This window comes from Bradyrhizobium sp. 1(2017), from assembly GCF_011602485.2.
Taxonomy (GTDB): Bacteria; Pseudomonadota; Alphaproteobacteria; order Rhizobiales; family Xanthobacteraceae; genus Bradyrhizobium.
In genome coordinates, this window is the sequence record NZ_CP050022.2 from 3103721 (window position 1) to 3120304 (window position 16584).

General features: G+C 66.6%; 10 protein-coding genes and 4 pseudogenes. All 14 read left to right on the plus strand.

Annotation, left to right across the window (positions count from 1 at the left end):
• Positions 1-82 precede the first annotated feature (82 nt).
• A pseudogene (locus HAP40_RS14440) lies at positions 83-5854 on the plus strand (amino acid adenylation domain-containing protein); the annotation flags it as partial.
• A 313-nt stretch (positions 5855-6167) separates the two neighbouring features.
• Entirely contained in the window at positions 6168-6674 is a 507-nt protein-coding gene (locus HAP40_RS14445) for an AMP-binding protein (RefSeq protein WP_334270988.1), read from the plus strand.
• Positions 6675-6938: 264 nt separating this feature from the next.
• On the plus strand, positions 6939-7154 hold the full coding sequence (locus tag HAP40_RS14450) for a hypothetical protein (protein ID WP_334270989.1): 216 nt from the start codon (positions 6939-6941) through the stop codon (positions 7152-7154).
• A complete protein-coding gene (locus HAP40_RS14455) occupies positions 7138-7731 on the plus strand; it encodes a phosphopantetheine-binding protein (protein ID WP_334270990.1) in 594 nt (197 codons plus the stop codon). Before HAP40_RS14450 ends, HAP40_RS14455 begins: the two co-directional genes overlap by 17 nt.
• 64 nt (positions 7732-7795) lie before the next feature.
• Complete coding sequence (locus HAP40_RS14460) at positions 7796-8293, plus strand: condensation domain-containing protein (RefSeq protein ID WP_334270991.1); 498 nt, start codon at positions 7796-7798, stop codon at positions 8291-8293.
• Positions 8211-11117 carry a condensation domain-containing protein gene (locus tag HAP40_RS14465; RefSeq protein ID WP_334270992.1) on the plus strand — a complete coding sequence of 969 codons (2907 nt, stop codon included), beginning with the start codon at positions 8211-8213 and terminating at the stop codon, positions 11115-11117. The genes HAP40_RS14460 and HAP40_RS14465 overlap by 83 nt, the downstream gene beginning before the upstream one ends.
• A 13-nt stretch (positions 11118-11130) precedes the next feature.
• Complete coding sequence (locus tag HAP40_RS14470; RefSeq protein ID WP_334270993.1) at positions 11131-12291, plus strand: AMP-binding protein; 1161 nt, start codon at positions 11131-11133, stop codon at positions 12289-12291.
• Between the two features lie 545 nt (positions 12292-12836).
• Positions 12837-12911 (plus strand): hypothetical protein, encoded by a 75-nt coding sequence (locus tag HAP40_RS14475; protein WP_334271024.1) that lies wholly within the window; start codon positions 12837-12839, stop codon positions 12909-12911.
• 333 nt (positions 12912-13244) lie between these two features.
• Positions 13245-13712: pseudogene (locus HAP40_RS37315) on the plus strand (condensation domain-containing protein); the annotation flags it as partial.
• Entirely contained in the window at positions 13704-14996 is a 1293-nt protein-coding gene (locus tag HAP40_RS14480; RefSeq protein ID WP_414645399.1) for an AMP-binding protein, read from the plus strand. The pseudogene HAP40_RS37315 and the gene HAP40_RS14480, both read left to right, overlap by 9 nt.
• Positions 14993-15502: an AMP-binding enzyme gene (locus HAP40_RS37465; protein WP_422653178.1), complete on the plus strand. Its 510-nt coding sequence runs from the start codon at positions 14993-14995 to the stop codon at positions 15500-15502. Before HAP40_RS14480 ends, HAP40_RS37465 begins: the two co-directional genes overlap by 4 nt.
• A 55-nt stretch (positions 15503-15557) precedes the next feature.
• A pseudogene (locus HAP40_RS14495) lies at positions 15558-15731 on the plus strand (hypothetical protein); the annotation flags it as partial.
• Positions 15732-15936: 205 nt separating this feature from the next.
• The gene (locus HAP40_RS37275) at positions 15937-16269 is read left to right on the plus strand and encodes a condensation domain-containing protein (RefSeq protein WP_349259201.1); all 333 of its coding nucleotides are present in this window, start codon (positions 15937-15939) and stop codon (positions 16267-16269) included.
• Positions 16173-16508: pseudogene (locus HAP40_RS14505) on the plus strand (condensation domain-containing protein); the annotation flags it as partial. The gene HAP40_RS37275 and the pseudogene HAP40_RS14505, both read left to right, overlap by 97 nt.
• Positions 16509-16584 lie beyond the last annotated feature (76 nt).

Below are 16584 nucleotides of genomic sequence, written 5' to 3' on the forward strand. Positions count from 1 at the left end.
CGCCATGCTGCCGATCGTGCGTCAGGGGCGCAAGCGGGCGCCGCTGTCCTTTGCGCAATCCCGCCTCTGGTTCCTGTGGCGGATGGATCCGGGTAGCGCCGCCTACAACATCTCGGCAACGGTGCGCGTGCGGGGCAAGCTGCAGCCACGCGCGCTGCAACAGGCGTTCGATGCGCTCGTTGCGCGTCATAGCGCGCTTCGCACCGTGTTTCGGCAGGACGGGGAAGCCGCCGAGCAATTCATATGCGATCCGCAACCGGTCGCGTTGCGGTATGTGACCGTCGATGGCGAAGACCGTGAAGGACGGGTGCGTTTGCTGGCGCGGCAGGAAGCTTCGCTGCCGTTCGATCTCGAAGCCGGCCCGCTGATGCGCGTGGCGTTGCTGACGCTGGACGAAGGCGATCACTTCCTCGTCGTCAGCCTGCACCATATCGTGACCGACGGCTGGTCGATGGGCGTGCTGGTCGACGAATTCTGGAAGCTGTACGCGGCATTCGCTTGCGGTGAAGCACCGGCCTTGCTGGAGCCGGAGATCGATTATGCCGACTACGCCGATTGGCAGCGGCTCTGGATGAGCGCGGTCGATGGCGAGCGGCAGGTCGACTATTGGACCAGGCGTCTCGCGGATCCGGCCGTGCTCCAGCTGCCGATTGACCGGCCGCGCCCGGCGGTCCCGGACCTGGCGGGATCGGCAGGTCGCATTTCGCTCGATCCGGCGCTGGCAGATGGCTTGCGCGCTCTGGCGCGGCGCCGCCGCACGACACTTTTCGTCGTCATGCTGGCGAGCTTCAAGCTGCTGCTCCATCGCTACACGGGCCAAGCCGACATCAATATCGGCGTGCCCGTCGCCAACCGGTACCGCGACGAAGCACGCGGCGTGATCGGCTTGTTCGTCAACACCCAGGTGCTTCGTACGCAGATCGAGGGCCGCGCGGCGATCGCGGACTTCATCGCGACGGTCCATGCGGCCACCATCGAGGCACAGGAGAACCAGGATCTTCCGTTCGAACGACTGCTCGAGATCCTGCAGCCGACGCGCAGCTTGAGCCAGAATCCGCTGTTCCAGGTTCTCTACAATCACCAGCGCCGTCGGGCATCGGGCAATCCACTCGATCGGACCGACCTCCAGATCGAGACGATCGACGCCGAGGTTGACACGGTCAAGTTCGACCTCGCGCTCGATACGGACGAAGGGCCATCAGGCGAAATCCGCGCGATCTTCACCTACGCGACGGCGCTGTTCGAAGCGGCGACGATCGAGCGTCTGACCGCGCATTGGACCACGATACTGAAGGCGATGGTTGCCGACGACACGCAAGCGACCGCCGATGTGGCGTTGCTCTCCGAACAGGAGCTGGAGCGGCTGCGACAATGGAATCGTGCCGATGACGGAACGACAAGCTCATCGTTCACGCCGGTGCACCGGACGGTTGCACGGCTGGCTGCCGAAACGCCCGATGCGCCCGCGCTGGTCTTCGGCGACGAAGACATCACCTATGCCGAGCTCAACCGGCGCGCCAATCGCCTCGCGCACCACCTGATCCGCCTGGGCGTCGGGGGCTCCGACCTTGTCGGCGTCTCGGCGCGACGCTCGCCGCATCTGATCGTGGCGCTGCTCGCCATCTTGAAGACGGGGGCGGCCTATCTGCCGCTCGATCCCGAGCATCCGGCCAGGCGGCAGGTTGGCGCCATCCGCGATGCCGGCGCGCGTGTCGTGCTGGTCGATGCGGATGGTTCGGCGCTGACGCCGCCGCCATCAGGCATCGAGGTCGTTCCGCTCGATGCGATCGACCTTGCGCGGGAGAGCGAAGGCGATCCGGAGATCGCGGTGGCCGCGACCAGCCTTGCCTATGTGATCTACACCTCCGGCTCCACCGGCATCCCCAAGGGCGTCGCGGTCGAGCACGGACCGTTCGCGATGCATTGCGAGGTGACCGCCGGGCTCTACGACATGAACCGGCGCTCGCGCGAGCTGCACTTCCTGTCCTTCACCTTCGATGGTGCCCATGAGAGGCTCTGGACCGCGTTGACCTGCGGCGCTGCGCTCGTGATGCGCGATGCCAATTTGTGGTCGGCCGAGCAGACCATCGAGGTTTTGCGCCGGCAGCGCGTCACCAACGCCGGGTTTCCGCCCGCCTACCTGCAACAGCTCGCCGACTTCGCGATGTGGCGCGGCGATCCGCCGCCCGTGGAGCTGTATTCTTTCGGCGGCGAGGCCATGCCCAAGGCTGGCTTCGACAAAGTCAAGCGCGCGCTCAAGCCGCGGACTTTGATCAACGGCTACGGGCCGACGGAAACCGTGGTGACGCCGCTGGTCTGGAAAGTCGATGCCAGCGAGGAGATCGAGGGCAATTACGCGCCGATCGGTCGTCCGGTAGGCCGTCGCTCAGCCTATATTCTGGACGGTGATCTCAACATCGTTCCGGTCGGCGTGACCGGCGAGCTGTTCATCGGCGGCGAGGGACTTGCCCGCGGTTACTGGCGGCGCGCCGGGCTGACGGCCGAACGCTTCGTCCCCGATCCGTTTGGCGCGCCGGGCGCGCGGCTCTATCGCACCGGCGATCTGGCCCGGTGGCGTGCCGATAGTGTGATCGAATATGCAGGCCGCTCCGATCATCAGGTGAAGATCCGCGGTTTCCGGATCGAGCTCGGCGAGATCGAGGCATGGCTGATGCGGCAGGCTGGCGTGCAGTCGGCCGTGGTCGTTGCCCGCGAAGCCGGCGTCAGCCGCCAGTTGGTCGGCTATGTCGCCGGCACTGGCCCGTTCGACGAAGCGACGATGCGCGCGGCGCTCTCGGACGAGTTGCCCGACTACATGGTGCCGGCCCGCATCGTGCGGCTGGAGCGGCTGCCGCTCACCGCGCACGGCAAGATCGATCGCGACGCCTTGCCGGCGCCCGAGACGCCCATCGCAACGGCCGCACATGTCGCGCCGCGCTCGACGGCCGAGACAGCGCTCGCCGCGATCTGGGCTGAGCTGCTGGGTCAGCCCGTCATCGGTGTCGAGGACAATTTCTTCGAGCTCGGCGGCGATTCCATCATCTCGCTGCAACTGGTCGGCCGCGCCCGCCAGGCAGGCCTGCTGATCGAGCCGCGTGACGTCTTCCGGCATCAAACCCTGCAGGAGCTGGCGCGCGTGGCGCGGCGCGAGGACATGGCGAAGGACATCGCGCCTGAAACTGATGTCGAAGGCCGCGAGCATCCGCTTCTGCCGATCCAGTTGCGGTTTTTCGGCGAGGATGCAGGGGATCGCCATCACTGGAACCAGGCCGTTCTGTTGATGCCGAAGTCACCGCTCGACTGGAAGCTAGTCGAACGCTCGATCGCCGCTCTCGTCGCGCATCACGCGGCCTTGCGCCTGCGTTTCGAGGAGGTTGATGGCGACTGGCGCGCGACCTATGGCTCGTCGCCCGCGATATCGGAGCTGCTTTGGATTCGCACTGGCGTTCGCGATGCGGCCGAGGTCACGGATGTTGCCTCCTTGGCTCAGGCCAGCCTGGCGCTGGCCGGGCCGCTGCTGCGTGTGGTCGGTATGGACCTCGCGGACGGCAGCCAGCGCCTTCTGGTGGTCGTGCATCACCTTGTCATCGACGGTGTATCATGGCGCGTGCTGCTCGAGGATTTCGCGACGGCGTACGATCAGCTCCGCCAAGGCGCAGCTTCGGTCGCGCTGGCGAAGAGCGAGCCTTATGCGGCCTGGGGCGCGCGGTTGCAGGCCTATGCCGCGACCGATGAGCTGACCGCCGAGTTCGACTATTGGCTCGATCGAGGATCGCAGGCCGCGTTCCCCTGCGACGATGCTCATGGCGGAGTCGACCGGGTTGCCGACGGCGAGGAAATCTCGCTGGCATTCGACGCAGGATTGACGACGCGGCTGCTGAAGGAAGCCCCGTCCGCTTATCGCACCCAGGTCAATGATCTCCTGCTGGCCGCGCTTGCACGCGCCGTGTCGCGCTGGAGCGGAATTGAGGATGTCGTCGTCGAGCTCGAAGGGCACGGCCGTGAGGACGTCTTCGCCGGTGCGGACGTGTCACGCACCATTGGCTGGTTCACCACGGCCTTTCCGGTTCGTCTGCCGGGCGGCTCAAGGGATGACGCCGCGCTGATCAAATCCGTCAAGGAAGAGCTCCGCGCCGTTCCCAACCGGGGACTGGGTTACGGCGTCCTGCGCCATCTCGGCTCAGAAGCGCAGCGCGACGCGCTGAGCGCGCTTGCCGAGCCGCGTATCGTCTTCAACTATCTCGGCCAGTTCGATTCCAGCATGGGTGAGCACACGCCCCTCCAGTTGGCGCCCGAGAGCTCCGGGCCGATGCGCAGCGACAGCGCGCCGCTTGGCCGCTGGGTTAGCATCAACGGACAGGTCGGCGACGGACAATTACGCCTGTCGTTCGCCTATGGCCGCAGGCGTTACCGGCGGGAAACGATCGAGCGCCTTGCGGAGCATTATGCTTCGGCCCTGCGCGAACTCGTCGCGCATTGCACGGGGAGCGCCCGCGGCGTGACGCCGTCAGACTTCGCACTGTCGGACTTGAGCCAGACCGATCTCGATGCGCTGGTCGCAACGGCCGACTGTCGTGAGATCGAGGACATCTATCCGTTGTCGCCGATGCAGCAGGGAATGCTCTTCCATGCTTTGCGTGATGGCGAGAGCGGCAACTACGTCAACCAGATCGGTCTGGAGGTCCGCGGCCTCGATGCCGGCCGGCTGCGCGCAGCCTGGCACGAGGTCAGCGCGCGGCACGCCGTGTTGCGAACCGGATTTGCGTGGCGCGACCTGTCGGGGGCGGCGCAGCAGGTGGTCTATCGCTCCGCGCATTTGCCATTTGAGGAAGAAGACTGGCGCACGCAGGCGGTCGTCATGGGCGTCAAAGAGCTCCGGGCTGCGCTCGCGCGCGTCTCGCAAGCCGAGCGCGCCAAGGCATTTGAGCTGTCGCAAGCGCCGCTGCAGCGGGTCCGGCTGATCCGGCTCGACGACGCACGCCACTGGCTGATCTGGACGCACCACCATATCCTGCTCGACGGCTGGAGCGCGGCGCGCTTGATGGCCGAGATCCTGCAGCATGAACGCGGCGAAGGCTTGCCGGCCGTGAAAGGCCGCTATCGCGATTACATCGCGTGGCTGCAAAGGCAGGACCGCAATGCGTCGACGTCGTTCTGGCGCACCGTGTTGTCAGAATTGGAGGAGCCCAGTTTTCTCGCGGACGCACTGGGAGGGCCTGCAACCGGCGGTGCTTCCGGCCATGGCTCGCTGGACCTGCTGCTCACGGCGGATCTGACGGCAGGCTTGCAGGCGTTTGCCAGGCGCGAGCGCGTCACGCTGAACACGCTGGTGCAAGGCGCCTGGGCCCAGTTGCTGCGTCGTCACACCGGCCAGCGCGCGGTCTGTTTCGGTGCGACGGTCTCCGGCCGGCCGGCCGAGATCGGCGGGGCCGAGGACATGGTCGGCCTGTTCATCAACACGCTGCCCGTCGTCGATCAGGCAAGCCCGCAAGCCGAAGTAGGGGCGTGGCTGCGCGACCTCCAGACGCACAACACGGACCTGCGCGATCATGGCTGGATGCCGCTCTACGAAATTCAGCGCCTCGCCGGGCGATCCGGGCGCGCGCTGTTCGACAACATTCTCGTGTTCGAGAACTACCCGATCGATCAGGCGCTGCGAGGCGAGAGCGAAGGCGGTCGCCGGTTCGGCCGGGTCGACCAGATCTCGATCACCAATTATGCGCTGACTGTGGCGGTGTTCGCCAAGCCCGACGGCATCAATCTGGGTTTTCGCTACGATCGAGGCCGCTTCGACGACGACCAGATCAGATATCTGCAAGCCTCGCTGTCGCGGCTGCTGGCCAGGATCGTGGAACACGCGTCGCGGCCGCTTGGCGCGCTCGACCGCCTCGATGCCGACGAAGCGCGGAAGGTGCTCGGCTGGAGTGGCAGCGTCGAGCGGGCGCCGACGTCTGGCGATGGCATCGTCGCGCAGATCGAAGCCCGTGCCGCGGCCTCGCCATCTTCTGTCGCATTGATTTTCGAGAGCCAGCAGATCAGCTACGGCGAGCTGAACGCACGCGCCAATCGGCTGGCGCGACGCTTGCGAGACCACGGGATCGGTCGCGACCGGCTGGTCGGCCCTGGCGCTCGAGCGCAGTGTCGAACTGATCGTCGGTGTCCTGGCCGTGCTGAAGGCCGGTGGCGGCTATCTGCCGCTCGATCCCGACTACCCGTCCGATCGCCTCCTTCACATGCTCCGCGACAGCGGGTCAGCGTTGCTACTGACCCAGGAACGGCTGCTCCCGGACCTGGCGCCGGTGATCGCGGATGCGGGCGCCGAGGCCTGGACCATAGATGGAGAGGGTGTATCTCGCATTGAGGAGTCCGCCGACAACCCTGATGTCGCGCTTCATCCGGACGGTCTGGCCTATGTCATGTATACCTCGGGCTCGACCGGCGTGCCCAAAGGCGTGGCCTGCTCGCATCGCGCGCTTGCGGGGCGGCTTGGCTGGATGCAGGCGGAATATCGTCTCGATGTCGGCGAGACTTTGCTTCACAAGACCCCGTTCAGCTTCGACGTCTCTGTCTGGGAGATCCTGTGGCCGCTCGCAACCGGCGCGCGGCTTGCGATCGCGGCTCCGGGGGCACATCGCGAGCCGCGGGCTTCTTGTGGATGCCGTCATCGCCCATGACGTGACGACGCTGCACTTCGTGCCGCAGATGCTCGAGCATTTCGTGACCGAGCCCGGAGCAACCCGCTGCTCCTCGCTCAAGCGCCTGTTTGCCGGCGGCGAGGCGTTGTCGCTCCGACCTGATGTCGCGCGTCCTCGCGGCATTTCCCGATGTCCGGTTCGACAATCGCTACGGTCCGACCGAAGCCCTGATCAACGCCACCTATTGGACCTGCCGCAACGAGGGTGCAGCGCGCGTGCCGATCGGGCCGCCCCATTCCCGGCGTGACGATCCGCATCCTCGACGCCGATCTGAACATGGTTCCGGCAGGCGTGACGGGCGATTTGTACATCGGCGGGGAAGGTCTGGCGCGGGGCTATTGGCGGCGCGAAAAGCTGACGGCGGAACGCTTCATTCCCGATCCCTTTGGCGAAGCCGGTGAGCGGCTCTATCGATCGGGAGATCTGGCGCGATGGCGGGCCGATGGCGCGATCGACTAATGTCGGGCGCGCGGACCATCAGATCAAGATTCGCGGCTTCCGCATCGAGCTTGGCGAGATCGAATCGCGGCTGCTTGATCAGCCCGGCGTTCGCGCTGCCGTCGTGGTGGCGCGAGAAGTCGGCGCCAGCCAGCAGCTCGTTGGCTATGTCAGCGGCACGGGGGAATTGGAAGAGGCAGGCTTACGGACCGCGCTGTCGACTGTCCTGCCCGATTACATGGTGCCGCCGAGAATTGCGGTGCTGGAGCGGCTGCCCTTGATGCCGAGCGGCAAGGTGGATCGCCAAGCGCTGCCGGCACCCGACATGGCTCAGGGACATGCGGAGCATCAGGCGCCACGCACGCCGGTCGAGATCGTCTTTGCGGCGATCTGGGCCGAGCTGCTCGGCCGGCCAGCGGTCAGCCTCACCGACAATTTCTTCGAGCTCGGCGGCGATTCGATCATCTCGCTCCAGATGGTGAGCCGCGCCCGGCGCGCCGGATACCTCATGGAGCCGCGAGACGTCTTTTCAGCATCAGACGCTGGAAGCGCTGGCACTCGCAGCGCGGATCGAGCAGCGCGCGGGGACGCCCGCTGACCAGGGGCAGGCCACCGGACCGCATCGGCTCTTGCCGATTCAGTCCCGCTTCTTTGCGGAGGGCATGGAAAATCGGGATCATTGGAATCAGGCGGTGCTGTTGCAGCCGAGAGATCGCCTCGACTGGGATGTGATGCGGCGCGCACTCGCCGCCGTGATCGATCACCATGACGCGCTGCGCCTGCGCTTCGAGGCGAGGCACGGGGGCTGGCATGCCGAGCACGGCGCTGCTCCGGCTGCGGACGCGCTGCTCTGGGTCCGGCAGGCGATCGACCGCGACTCCGTGACGGCGCTGGCATCGTCGGCGCAGGCAAGCCTGTCGATCTCCGGCGGCTTGCTGTTGCGGGCGGTCGGAATAGATGTCGCCGATGGCAGCCAGCGCTTCGTGATCGTGATCCACCATCTGGTGGTCGACGGCGTGTCATGGCGCATTCTGTTCGAGGACATCGCTTCCGCGTACACGCAGCTTGCGCAGGGCGATGCCACCGGTCGCGCTTCCGCCGAAGAGCCACGCGTACGCGCTGTGGGGACAGCGCTTGCGGGAATACGCAACGTCGCCTGAACTGGCGACGGAACTGTCCTACTGGACGGCCGCGGCGCGAACGCGGATATTCCCTGCGACGACGATCATGCGGCATCGATCGCATGCGGATGCCGACGAAGTCCTGTTGTCATTCGAGAACGAATGGACGCAGCGCCTGCTGACCGATGCGCCGTCGGCCTATCGCACGCAGATCAACGACCTTCTCCTTTCCGGCCTTGCACGTGCTGTCTGGCGGTGGAGCGGGCAGGATGAGGTTCTGGTCGAACTGGAGGGGCATGGCCGCGAGCATCTCTCCGGCGATCTCGATCTCTCGCGCACCGTCGGCTGGTTCACGACGGCCTTTCCTGTGCGTCTGGCCGGCGGCTCGCAAGAATCCTCTCTGTTGATCAAGACCGTGAAGGAGGAGCTTCGCGGCATTCCCGGCCGCGGGCTGGGTTACGGCCTGTTGCGCCATCTCGGCTCCGAAGCGCACCGCATGGCGCTGTCGCACGTCGCCGAGCCGAAGATCGCCTTCAACTATCTCGGCCAGATCGACGGCGGCGACGCAGAGGCGGCGCTGTTCACGATGGCGGCGGAAAGCGCCGGCCCGTCACGCGATGCATCGAGCCCATTGCAACGATGGCTGAGCGTGAACGGCACGGTGCGTAATGGCCGGCTGCAGCTGTCATTCGGCTTCGGCCGGAAGCGCTATCGGCGCGAGAGCGTCGAGCGACTGGCCGCCTTGTACGAGGCTGCGTTGCGGGAGCTGGTCGACCACTGCACTGGCGGCGCCTGCGGCCTGACGCCATCCGATGTGGCATTGTCGGGGCTTGATCAGGCCGAGCTCGACAGGCTGGCGCTGGATTGGCGCGAAATCGAGGACATCTATCCATTGTCGCCGATGCAGCAGGGCATGTTGTTCCATGCGATGCATGACGGCGAGAGCGGGCTCTACGTCAATCAGGTCGCCGCCGAGATCCGCGGCCTCGATGCCGGAAAATTGCGCCGCGCCTGGCAGGCGGCCAGCGATCGCCACGCGATGCTGCGGACCGGATTTGCCTGGCGCGATCTGTCGGGCGCGCCGCAACAGGTCGTCTATCGACGGGCCGAAGTGCCCTTTGCGGAGGAAGATTGGCGTGCGCGAAGTGCAGCATGGGACCAGGCGCAGCTGGACGCGGCGCTGGCCCGCGTCTCGCGGCAGGAGCAGGCTGCCGGGTTCGACCTGTCACGGCCGCCCTTGCAGCGGGTCCGGCTGATCCGGCTCGGCGACGACAGGCATTGGTTGATCTGGACGCATCATCACATCCTGCTCGACGGATGGAGCTCGGCACGGTTGATCGCCGAGGTCATGCAGCATAATGGCGAGGGGCGTCTGCCGGCATTGCACCATCGTTATCGCGACTACATCGCGTGGCTGAAAGGCTACGACAGCAATGCTTCGGCGGCGTTCTGGCGCAATGCGACGGCAGAACTGGACGAGCCGAGTTTCCTGGCAGACGGCCTGGCCGAACGGGCGGACGCGCAATCGTCCGGTCACGGCATGCTGGCGCTCGAGCTGGCCCCTGACCTGACCGCACGGTTGCAGGAATTCGCGGTGCGTGAGCGGATCACGATGAACACGCTGGTGCAGGCGGCATGGGCGCAGTTGCTGCGACAGCACACCGGGCAGGGGACAGTTTGCTTCGGTGTCACCGTGTCGGGCAGGCCGCCTGAGCTCGCCGGGGCCGAAGAGATGGTCGGCTTGTTCATCAATACGTTGCCGGTCATCGACGGCGTCAGCCCACAGCAGACGGTCGGCGTATGGCTGCGCGAGTTGCAGGATCGCAATCTGGCCTTGCGCGAGTTCGGCGCGACCCCGCTCTATGAGATCCAGCGCCTGGCGGGGCGTCCCGGGCGGCCGCTGTTCGACAGCATCCTGGTGTTCGAGAACTATCCTATCGACCGCGCGCTGATCGGGACGGACCGGCAGATCCAGGTCGGAAAGACGCGGATCGTCGAGACCAGCAATTACCCGTTGTTCGCCAGCGTCGGCGTCGATGACCGCCTGCGCCTCGTCTTCAACTATCGGCGCAAGCATTTCGACGAGGCGCAGATCGCGAGGCTACAGCAGGCCTTTGTGCGGCTGATCGAAGCCCTGAGCATCGATGCCGATCGACCGGTCGGCATGATCGCGGCCCGCGATCCCGCGGATGTCGTCCTGCTCGAACGGGCGAACGACACGCGACGAGATCAACCGCGCGAGGGAATTGTCGCGCAGTTCGAGGCCCAGGTCCGGAAGTCGCCCGAGGCGGTCGCGCTGGTGTTCGGCGGGACGGAGCTGAGTTACGCCGCGCTGAATGCGCGTGCCAACCGGTTGGCGCGGCGATTGCGCGACCGCGGCGTCGCGACCGATACCGTGGTCGGGCTGGCGCTCGACCGCGGCGTCGAGATGCTGGTCGCGCTGCTGGCCGTGCTGAAGGCGGGCGGGGCCTATCTGCCGCTCGATCCGGACTACCCGCTGGAGCGGCTGGCGCACATGCTGCGCGACAGCGGCGCGGCGCTGGTGCTGACGCAAGAGGAATTGCGCGGTCAGTTCGCCGCCGTGCTGGCGGAGACCGGGGCCGAGGCCTGGTTGCTCGACGCGCAGGATGGCGAGGGCGGGGATGCCGGCAATCTCGACGTCGCCGTGCACGCCGAGAGCCTTGCCTATGTGATCTACACCTCCGGCTCGACCGGCCTGCCCAAGGGCGTGATGGTCCGCCACAACGCCGTGACGAACTTCCTGGCGACCATGGCGGAGCAGCCCGGCATGACGGCCGGCGACCGCGTGCTCGGCTTGACCTCGCTGTCCTTCGACATCGCGGTGCTGGACTGCTGCCGCTGACGATCGGCGCTGCGTGGTGCTGGCGGATCGTGCGGCTGCGCATGATCCTGCCAAGCTCAAGGCGATCGTGCAGCGGCACGGCGTGTCGCTGATCCAGGCTACGCCATCGACCTGGCGGATGCTACTCGATCATGACGGCCCTTCGCTGCCGGCGAACTGCCGGGTGCTGTCCGGCGGCGAGGCGCTGCCGCCGGATCTGGCGCGGCGGCTGGTCGGGCAGGCCGGCGAGGTCTGGAACCTGTACGGCCCGACCGAGACCACGGTGTGGTCGGCGCGTCACCGGCTCGATGCACAGGACGATCGTCCGTTGCTCGGCGGTCCGATCGGCAACACCACGCTTTACGTTCTCGACGGGGACCTCAACCTCGCGCCGGTCGGCGTCGCCGGCGAGCTCTATATCGGCGGGAGCGGACTGGCGCGCGGCTATTGGCGGCGCGGCGGCCTGACGGCGGAGCGCTTCATCCCTGATCCGTTCGGTGCACCGGGGGCGCGGCTGTACCGCACCGGCGACGTGGCGCGGTGGCGCGCCGACGGCGTGCTCGACTATGTCGGCCGTGCCGACCACCAGGTGAAGATCCGCGGCTTCCGCATCGAGCTCGGCGAGATCGAGGCGCGGCTGCAGGCGCAGGATGGCGTCCGTGCGGCCGTGGTGGCGCGCGAGGCCGGCCGCGCGCCGCAGCTGGTCGGCTATGTCAGCGGCGAGGCGCTGGATGGCGCCGCGCTCAAGACGGCGCTGTCCTCGCTGCTGCCGGACTACATGGTGCCGGCGCGGATCGTGGTGCTGGAGCGACTGCCGCTGACGCCGAACGGCAAGATCGATCGCAAGGCGCTGCCGGCGCCGGATCAGCTCGCAACGTCCGTCGCGCATGTGGCGCCGCGCACGCCGGCCGAGGCGGCGCTGGCTGCGATCTGGGCCGATCTGCTGCGCCAGCCCAATATCGGCGTCACCGACAATTTCTTCGAGCTCGGCGGCGATTCCCTGATCGCCGTCCAGCTCGTCAGCCGCATCAAGCGCGATCTCGGCCACGACCTGCCGCTCAACCGTCTGTTTGAGATGACGACCGTTGAGACCATGGCGGCTGCACTGGGCCTTGAGAGTGAGACCGAGAAGCGAGCGGCGAACATCGCCGCGATGCTCGACATGTTGAGGAAGTCGAACTGTCCGCATGAGTGACACGGCAACCACGCAAAAGAAGCAGCTTCGCGACATCTCGCGGCGCCTGATGCGGCTCGACGCCGGCAAGCAGCACGCGTTCCTGTCGCAGCTCGCGCCAAGGGCGTCAACCTCGCCATGCTGCCGATCGTGCGCTCAGGGGCGCAAGCGGGCGCCGCTGTCCTTTGCGCAATCCCGCCTCTGGTTCCTGTGCGGATGGATCCCGGGTAGCGCCGCCTACAACATTCGGCAACGGTGCGCGTGCGGGCAAGCTGCAGCCACGCGCGCTGCAACAGGCGTTCGATGCGCCTCGTTGCGCGTCATAGCGCCTTCGCACCGTGTTTCGGGCAGGACGGGGAAGCCGCCGAGCAATTCATATGCGATCCGCAACCGGTCGCGTGCGGTATGTGACCGTCGATGGCGAAGACCGTGAAGGACGGGTGCGTTTGCTGCGCGGCAGGAAGCTTCGCTGCCGTTCGATCTCGAAGCCGGCCCGCTGATGCGCGTGGCGTTGCTCGACGCTGGACGAAGGCGATCACTTCCTCGTCGTCAGCCTGCACCATATCGTGACCGACGGCTGGTCGATGGGCGTGCTGGTCGACGAATTCTGGAAGCTGTACGCGGCATTCGCGTTGCGGTGAAGCACCGGCCTTGCTGGAGCCCGGAGATCGATTATGCCGACTACGCCGATTTGGCAGCGGCTCTGGATGAGCGCGGTCGATGGCGAGCGCAGGTCGACTATTGGACAGGCGTCTCGCGGATCCGGCCGTGCTCCAGCTGCCGATTGACCGGCCGCGCCCGGCGGTCCCGGACCTGGCGGGATCGGCAGGTCGCATTTCGCTCGATCCGGCGCTGGCAGATGGCTTGCGCGCTCTGGCGCGGCGCCGCCGCACGACACTTTTTCGTCGTCATGCTGGCGAGGCTTCAAGCTGCTGCTCCATCGCTACACGGGCCAAGCCGACATCAATATCGGCGTGCCCGTCGCCAACCGGTACCGCGACGAAGCACGCGGCGTGATCGGCTTGTTCGTCAACACCCAGGTGCTTCGTACGCAGATCGAGGGCCGCGCGGCGATCGCGGACTTCATCGCGACGGTCCATGCGGCCACCATCGAGGCACAGGAGAACCAGGATCTTCCGTTCGAACGACTGCTCGAGATCCTGCAGCCGACGCGCAGCTTGAGCCAGAATCCGCTGTTCCAGGTTCTCTACAATCACCAGCGCCGTCGGGCATCGGGCAATCCACTCGATCGGACCGACCTCCAGATCGAGACGATCGACGCCGAGGTTGACACGGTCAAGTTCGACCTCGCGCTCGATACGGACGAAGGGCCATCAGGCGAAATCCGCGCGATCTTCACCTACGCGACGGCGCTGTTCGAAGCGGCGACGATCGAGCGTCTGACCGCGCATTGGACCACGATACTGAAGGCGATGGTTGCCGACGACACGCAAGCGACCGCCGATGTGGCGTTGCTCTCCGAACAGGAGCTGGAGCGGCTGCGACAATGGAATCGTGCCGATGACGGAACGACAAGCTCATCGTTCACGCCGGTGCACCGGACGGTTGCACGGCTGGCTGCCGAAACGCCCGATGCGCCCGCGCTGGTCTTCGGCGACGAAGACATCACCTATGCCGAGCTCAACCGGCGCGCCAATCGCCTCGCGCACCACCTGATCCGCCTGGGCGTCGGGGGCTCCGACCTTGTCGGCGTCTCGGCGCGACGCTCGCCGCATCTGATCGTGGCGCTGCTCGCCATCTTGAAGACGGGGGCGGCCTATCTGCCGCTCGATCCCGAGCATCCGGCCAGGCGGCAGGTTGGCGCCATCCGCGATGCCGGCGCGCGTGTCGTGCTGGTCGATGCGGATGGTTCGGCGCTGACGCCGCCGCCATCAGGCATCGAGGTCGTTCCGCTCGATGCGATCGACCTTGCGCGGGAGAGCGAAGGCGATCCGGAGATCGCGGTGGCCGCGACCAGCCTTGCCTATGTGATCTACACCTCCGGCTCCACCGGCATCCCCAAGGGCGTCGCGGTCGAGCACGGACCGTTCGCGATGCATTGCGAGGTGACCGCCGGGCTCTACGACATGAACCGGCGCTCGCGCGAGCTGCACTTCCTGTCCTTCACCTTCGATGGTGCCCATGAGAGGCTCTGGACCGCGTTGACCTGCGGCGCTGCGCTCGTGATGCGCGATGCCAATTTGTGGTCGGCCGAGCAGACCATCGAGGTTTTGCGCCGGCAGCGCGTCACCAACGCCGGGTTTCCGCCCGCCTACCTGCAACAGCTCGCCGACTTCGCGATGTGGCGCGGCGATCCGCCGCCCGTGGAGCTGTATTCTTTCGGCGGCGAGGCCATGCCCAAGGCTGGCTTCGACAAAGTCAAGCGCGCGCTCAAGCCGCGGACTTTGATCAACGGCTACGGGCCGACGGAAACCGTGGTGACGCCGCTGGTCTGGAAAGTCGATGCCAGCGAGGAGATCGAGGGCAATTACGCGCCGATCGGTCGTCCGGTAGGCCGTCGCTCAGCCTATATTCTGGACGGTGATCTCAACATCGTTCCGGTCGGCGTGACCGGCGAGCTGTTCATCGGCGGCGAGGGACTTGCCCGCGGTTACTGGCGGCGCGCCGGGCTGACGGCCGAACGCTTCGTCCCGATCCGTTTGGCGCGCCGGGCGCGCGGCTCTATCGCACCGGCGATCTGGCCCGGTGGCGTGCCGATAGTGTGATCGAATATGCAGGCCGCTCCGATCATCAGGTGAAGATCCGCGGTTTCCGGATCGAGCTCGGCGAGATCGAGGCATGGCTGATGCGGCAGGCTGGCGTGCAGTCGGCCGTGGTCGTTGCCCGCGAAGCCGGCGTCAGCCGCCAGTTGGTCGGCTATGTCGCCGGCACTGGCCCGTTCGACGAAGCGACGATGCGCGCGGCGCTCTCGGACGAGTTGCCCGACTACATGGTGCCGGCCCGCATCGTGCGGCTGGAGCGGCTGCCGCTCACCGCGCACGGCAAGATCGATCGCGACGCCTTGCCGGCGCCCGAGACGCCCATCGCAACGGCCGCACATGTCGCGCCGCGCTCGACGGCCGAGACAGCGCTCGCCGCGATCTGGGCTGAGCTGCTGGTCAGCCCGTCATCGGTGTCGAGGACAATTTCTTCGAGCTCGGCGGCGATTCCATCATCTCGCTGCAACTGGTCGGCCGCGCCGCCAGGCAGGCCTGCTGATCGAGCCGCGTGACGTCTTCCGGCATCAAACCCTGCAGGAGCTGGCGCGCGTGGCGCGGCGCGAGGACATGGCGAAGGACATCGCGCCTGAAACTGATGTCGAAGGCCGCGAGCATCCGCTTCTGCCGATCCAGTTGCGGTTTTTCGGCGAGGATGCAGGGGATCGCCATCACTGGAACCAGGCCGTTCTGTTGATGCCGAAGTCACCGCTCGACTGGAAGCTAGTCGAACGCTCGATCGCCGCTCTCGTCGCGCATCACGCGGCCTTGCGCCTGCGTTTCGAGGAGGTTGATGGCGACTGGCGCGCGACCTATGGCTCGTCGCCCGCGATATCGGAGCTGCTTTGGATTCGCACTGGCGTTCGCGATGCGGCCGAGGTCACGGATGTTGCCTCCTTGGCTCAGGCCAGCCTGGCGCTGGCCGGGCCGCTGCTGCGTGTGGGTCGGTATGGACCTCGCGGACGGCAGCCAGCGCCTTCTGGTGGTCGTGCATCACCTTGTCATCGACGGTGTATCATGGCGCGTGCTGCTCGAGGATTTCGCGACGGCGTACGATCAGCTCCGCCAAGGCGCAGCTTCGGTCGCGCTGGCGAAGAGCGAGCCTTATGCGGCCTGGGGCGCGCGTTGCAGGCCTATGCCGCGACCGATGAGCTTGACGCCGAGTTCGACTATTGGCTCGATCGAGGATCGCAGGCCGCGTTCCCCTGCGACGATGCTCATGGCGGAGTCGACCGGGTTGCCGACGGCGAGGAAATCTCGCTGGCATTCGACGCAGGATTGACGACGCGGCTGCTGAAGGAAGCCCCGTCCGCTTATCGCACCCAGGTCAATGATCTCCTGCTGGCCGCGCTTGCACGCGCCGTGTCGCGCTGGAGCGGAATTGAGGATGTCGTCGTCGAGCTCGAAGGGCACGGCCGTGAGGACGTCTTCGCCGTGCGGACGTGTCACGCACCATTGGCTGGTTCACCACGGCCTTTCCGGTTCGTCTGCCGGGCGGCTCAAGGGATGACGCCGCGCTGATCAAATCCGTCAAGGAAGAGCTCCGCGCCGTTCCCAACCGGGGACTGGGTTACGGCGTCCCTGCGCCATCTCGGCT

Excerpts from the sequence above, each read along its gene's own strand:
- HAP40_RS14455 (WP_334270990.1), top strand. The coding sequence starts at position 7,138 with ATGGCGCGATCGACTAATGTCGGGCGCGCGGACCATCAGATCAAGATT.
- HAP40_RS37275 (WP_349259201.1), top strand. The coding sequence starts at position 15,937 with ATGGACCTCGCGGACGGCAGCCAGCGCCTTCTGGTGGTCGTGCATCAC.
- HAP40_RS14465 (WP_334270992.1), top strand. The coding sequence starts at position 8,211 with ATGCCACCGGTCGCGCTTCCGCCGAAGAGCCACGCGTACGCGCTGTGG.
- HAP40_RS14460 (WP_334270991.1), top strand. The coding sequence starts at position 7,796 with ATGGAAAATCGGGATCATTGGAATCAGGCGGTGCTGTTGCAGCCGAGA.
- HAP40_RS14480 (WP_414645399.1), top strand. The coding sequence starts at position 13,704 with ATGGTTGCCGACGACACGCAAGCGACCGCCGATGTGGCGTTGCTCTCC.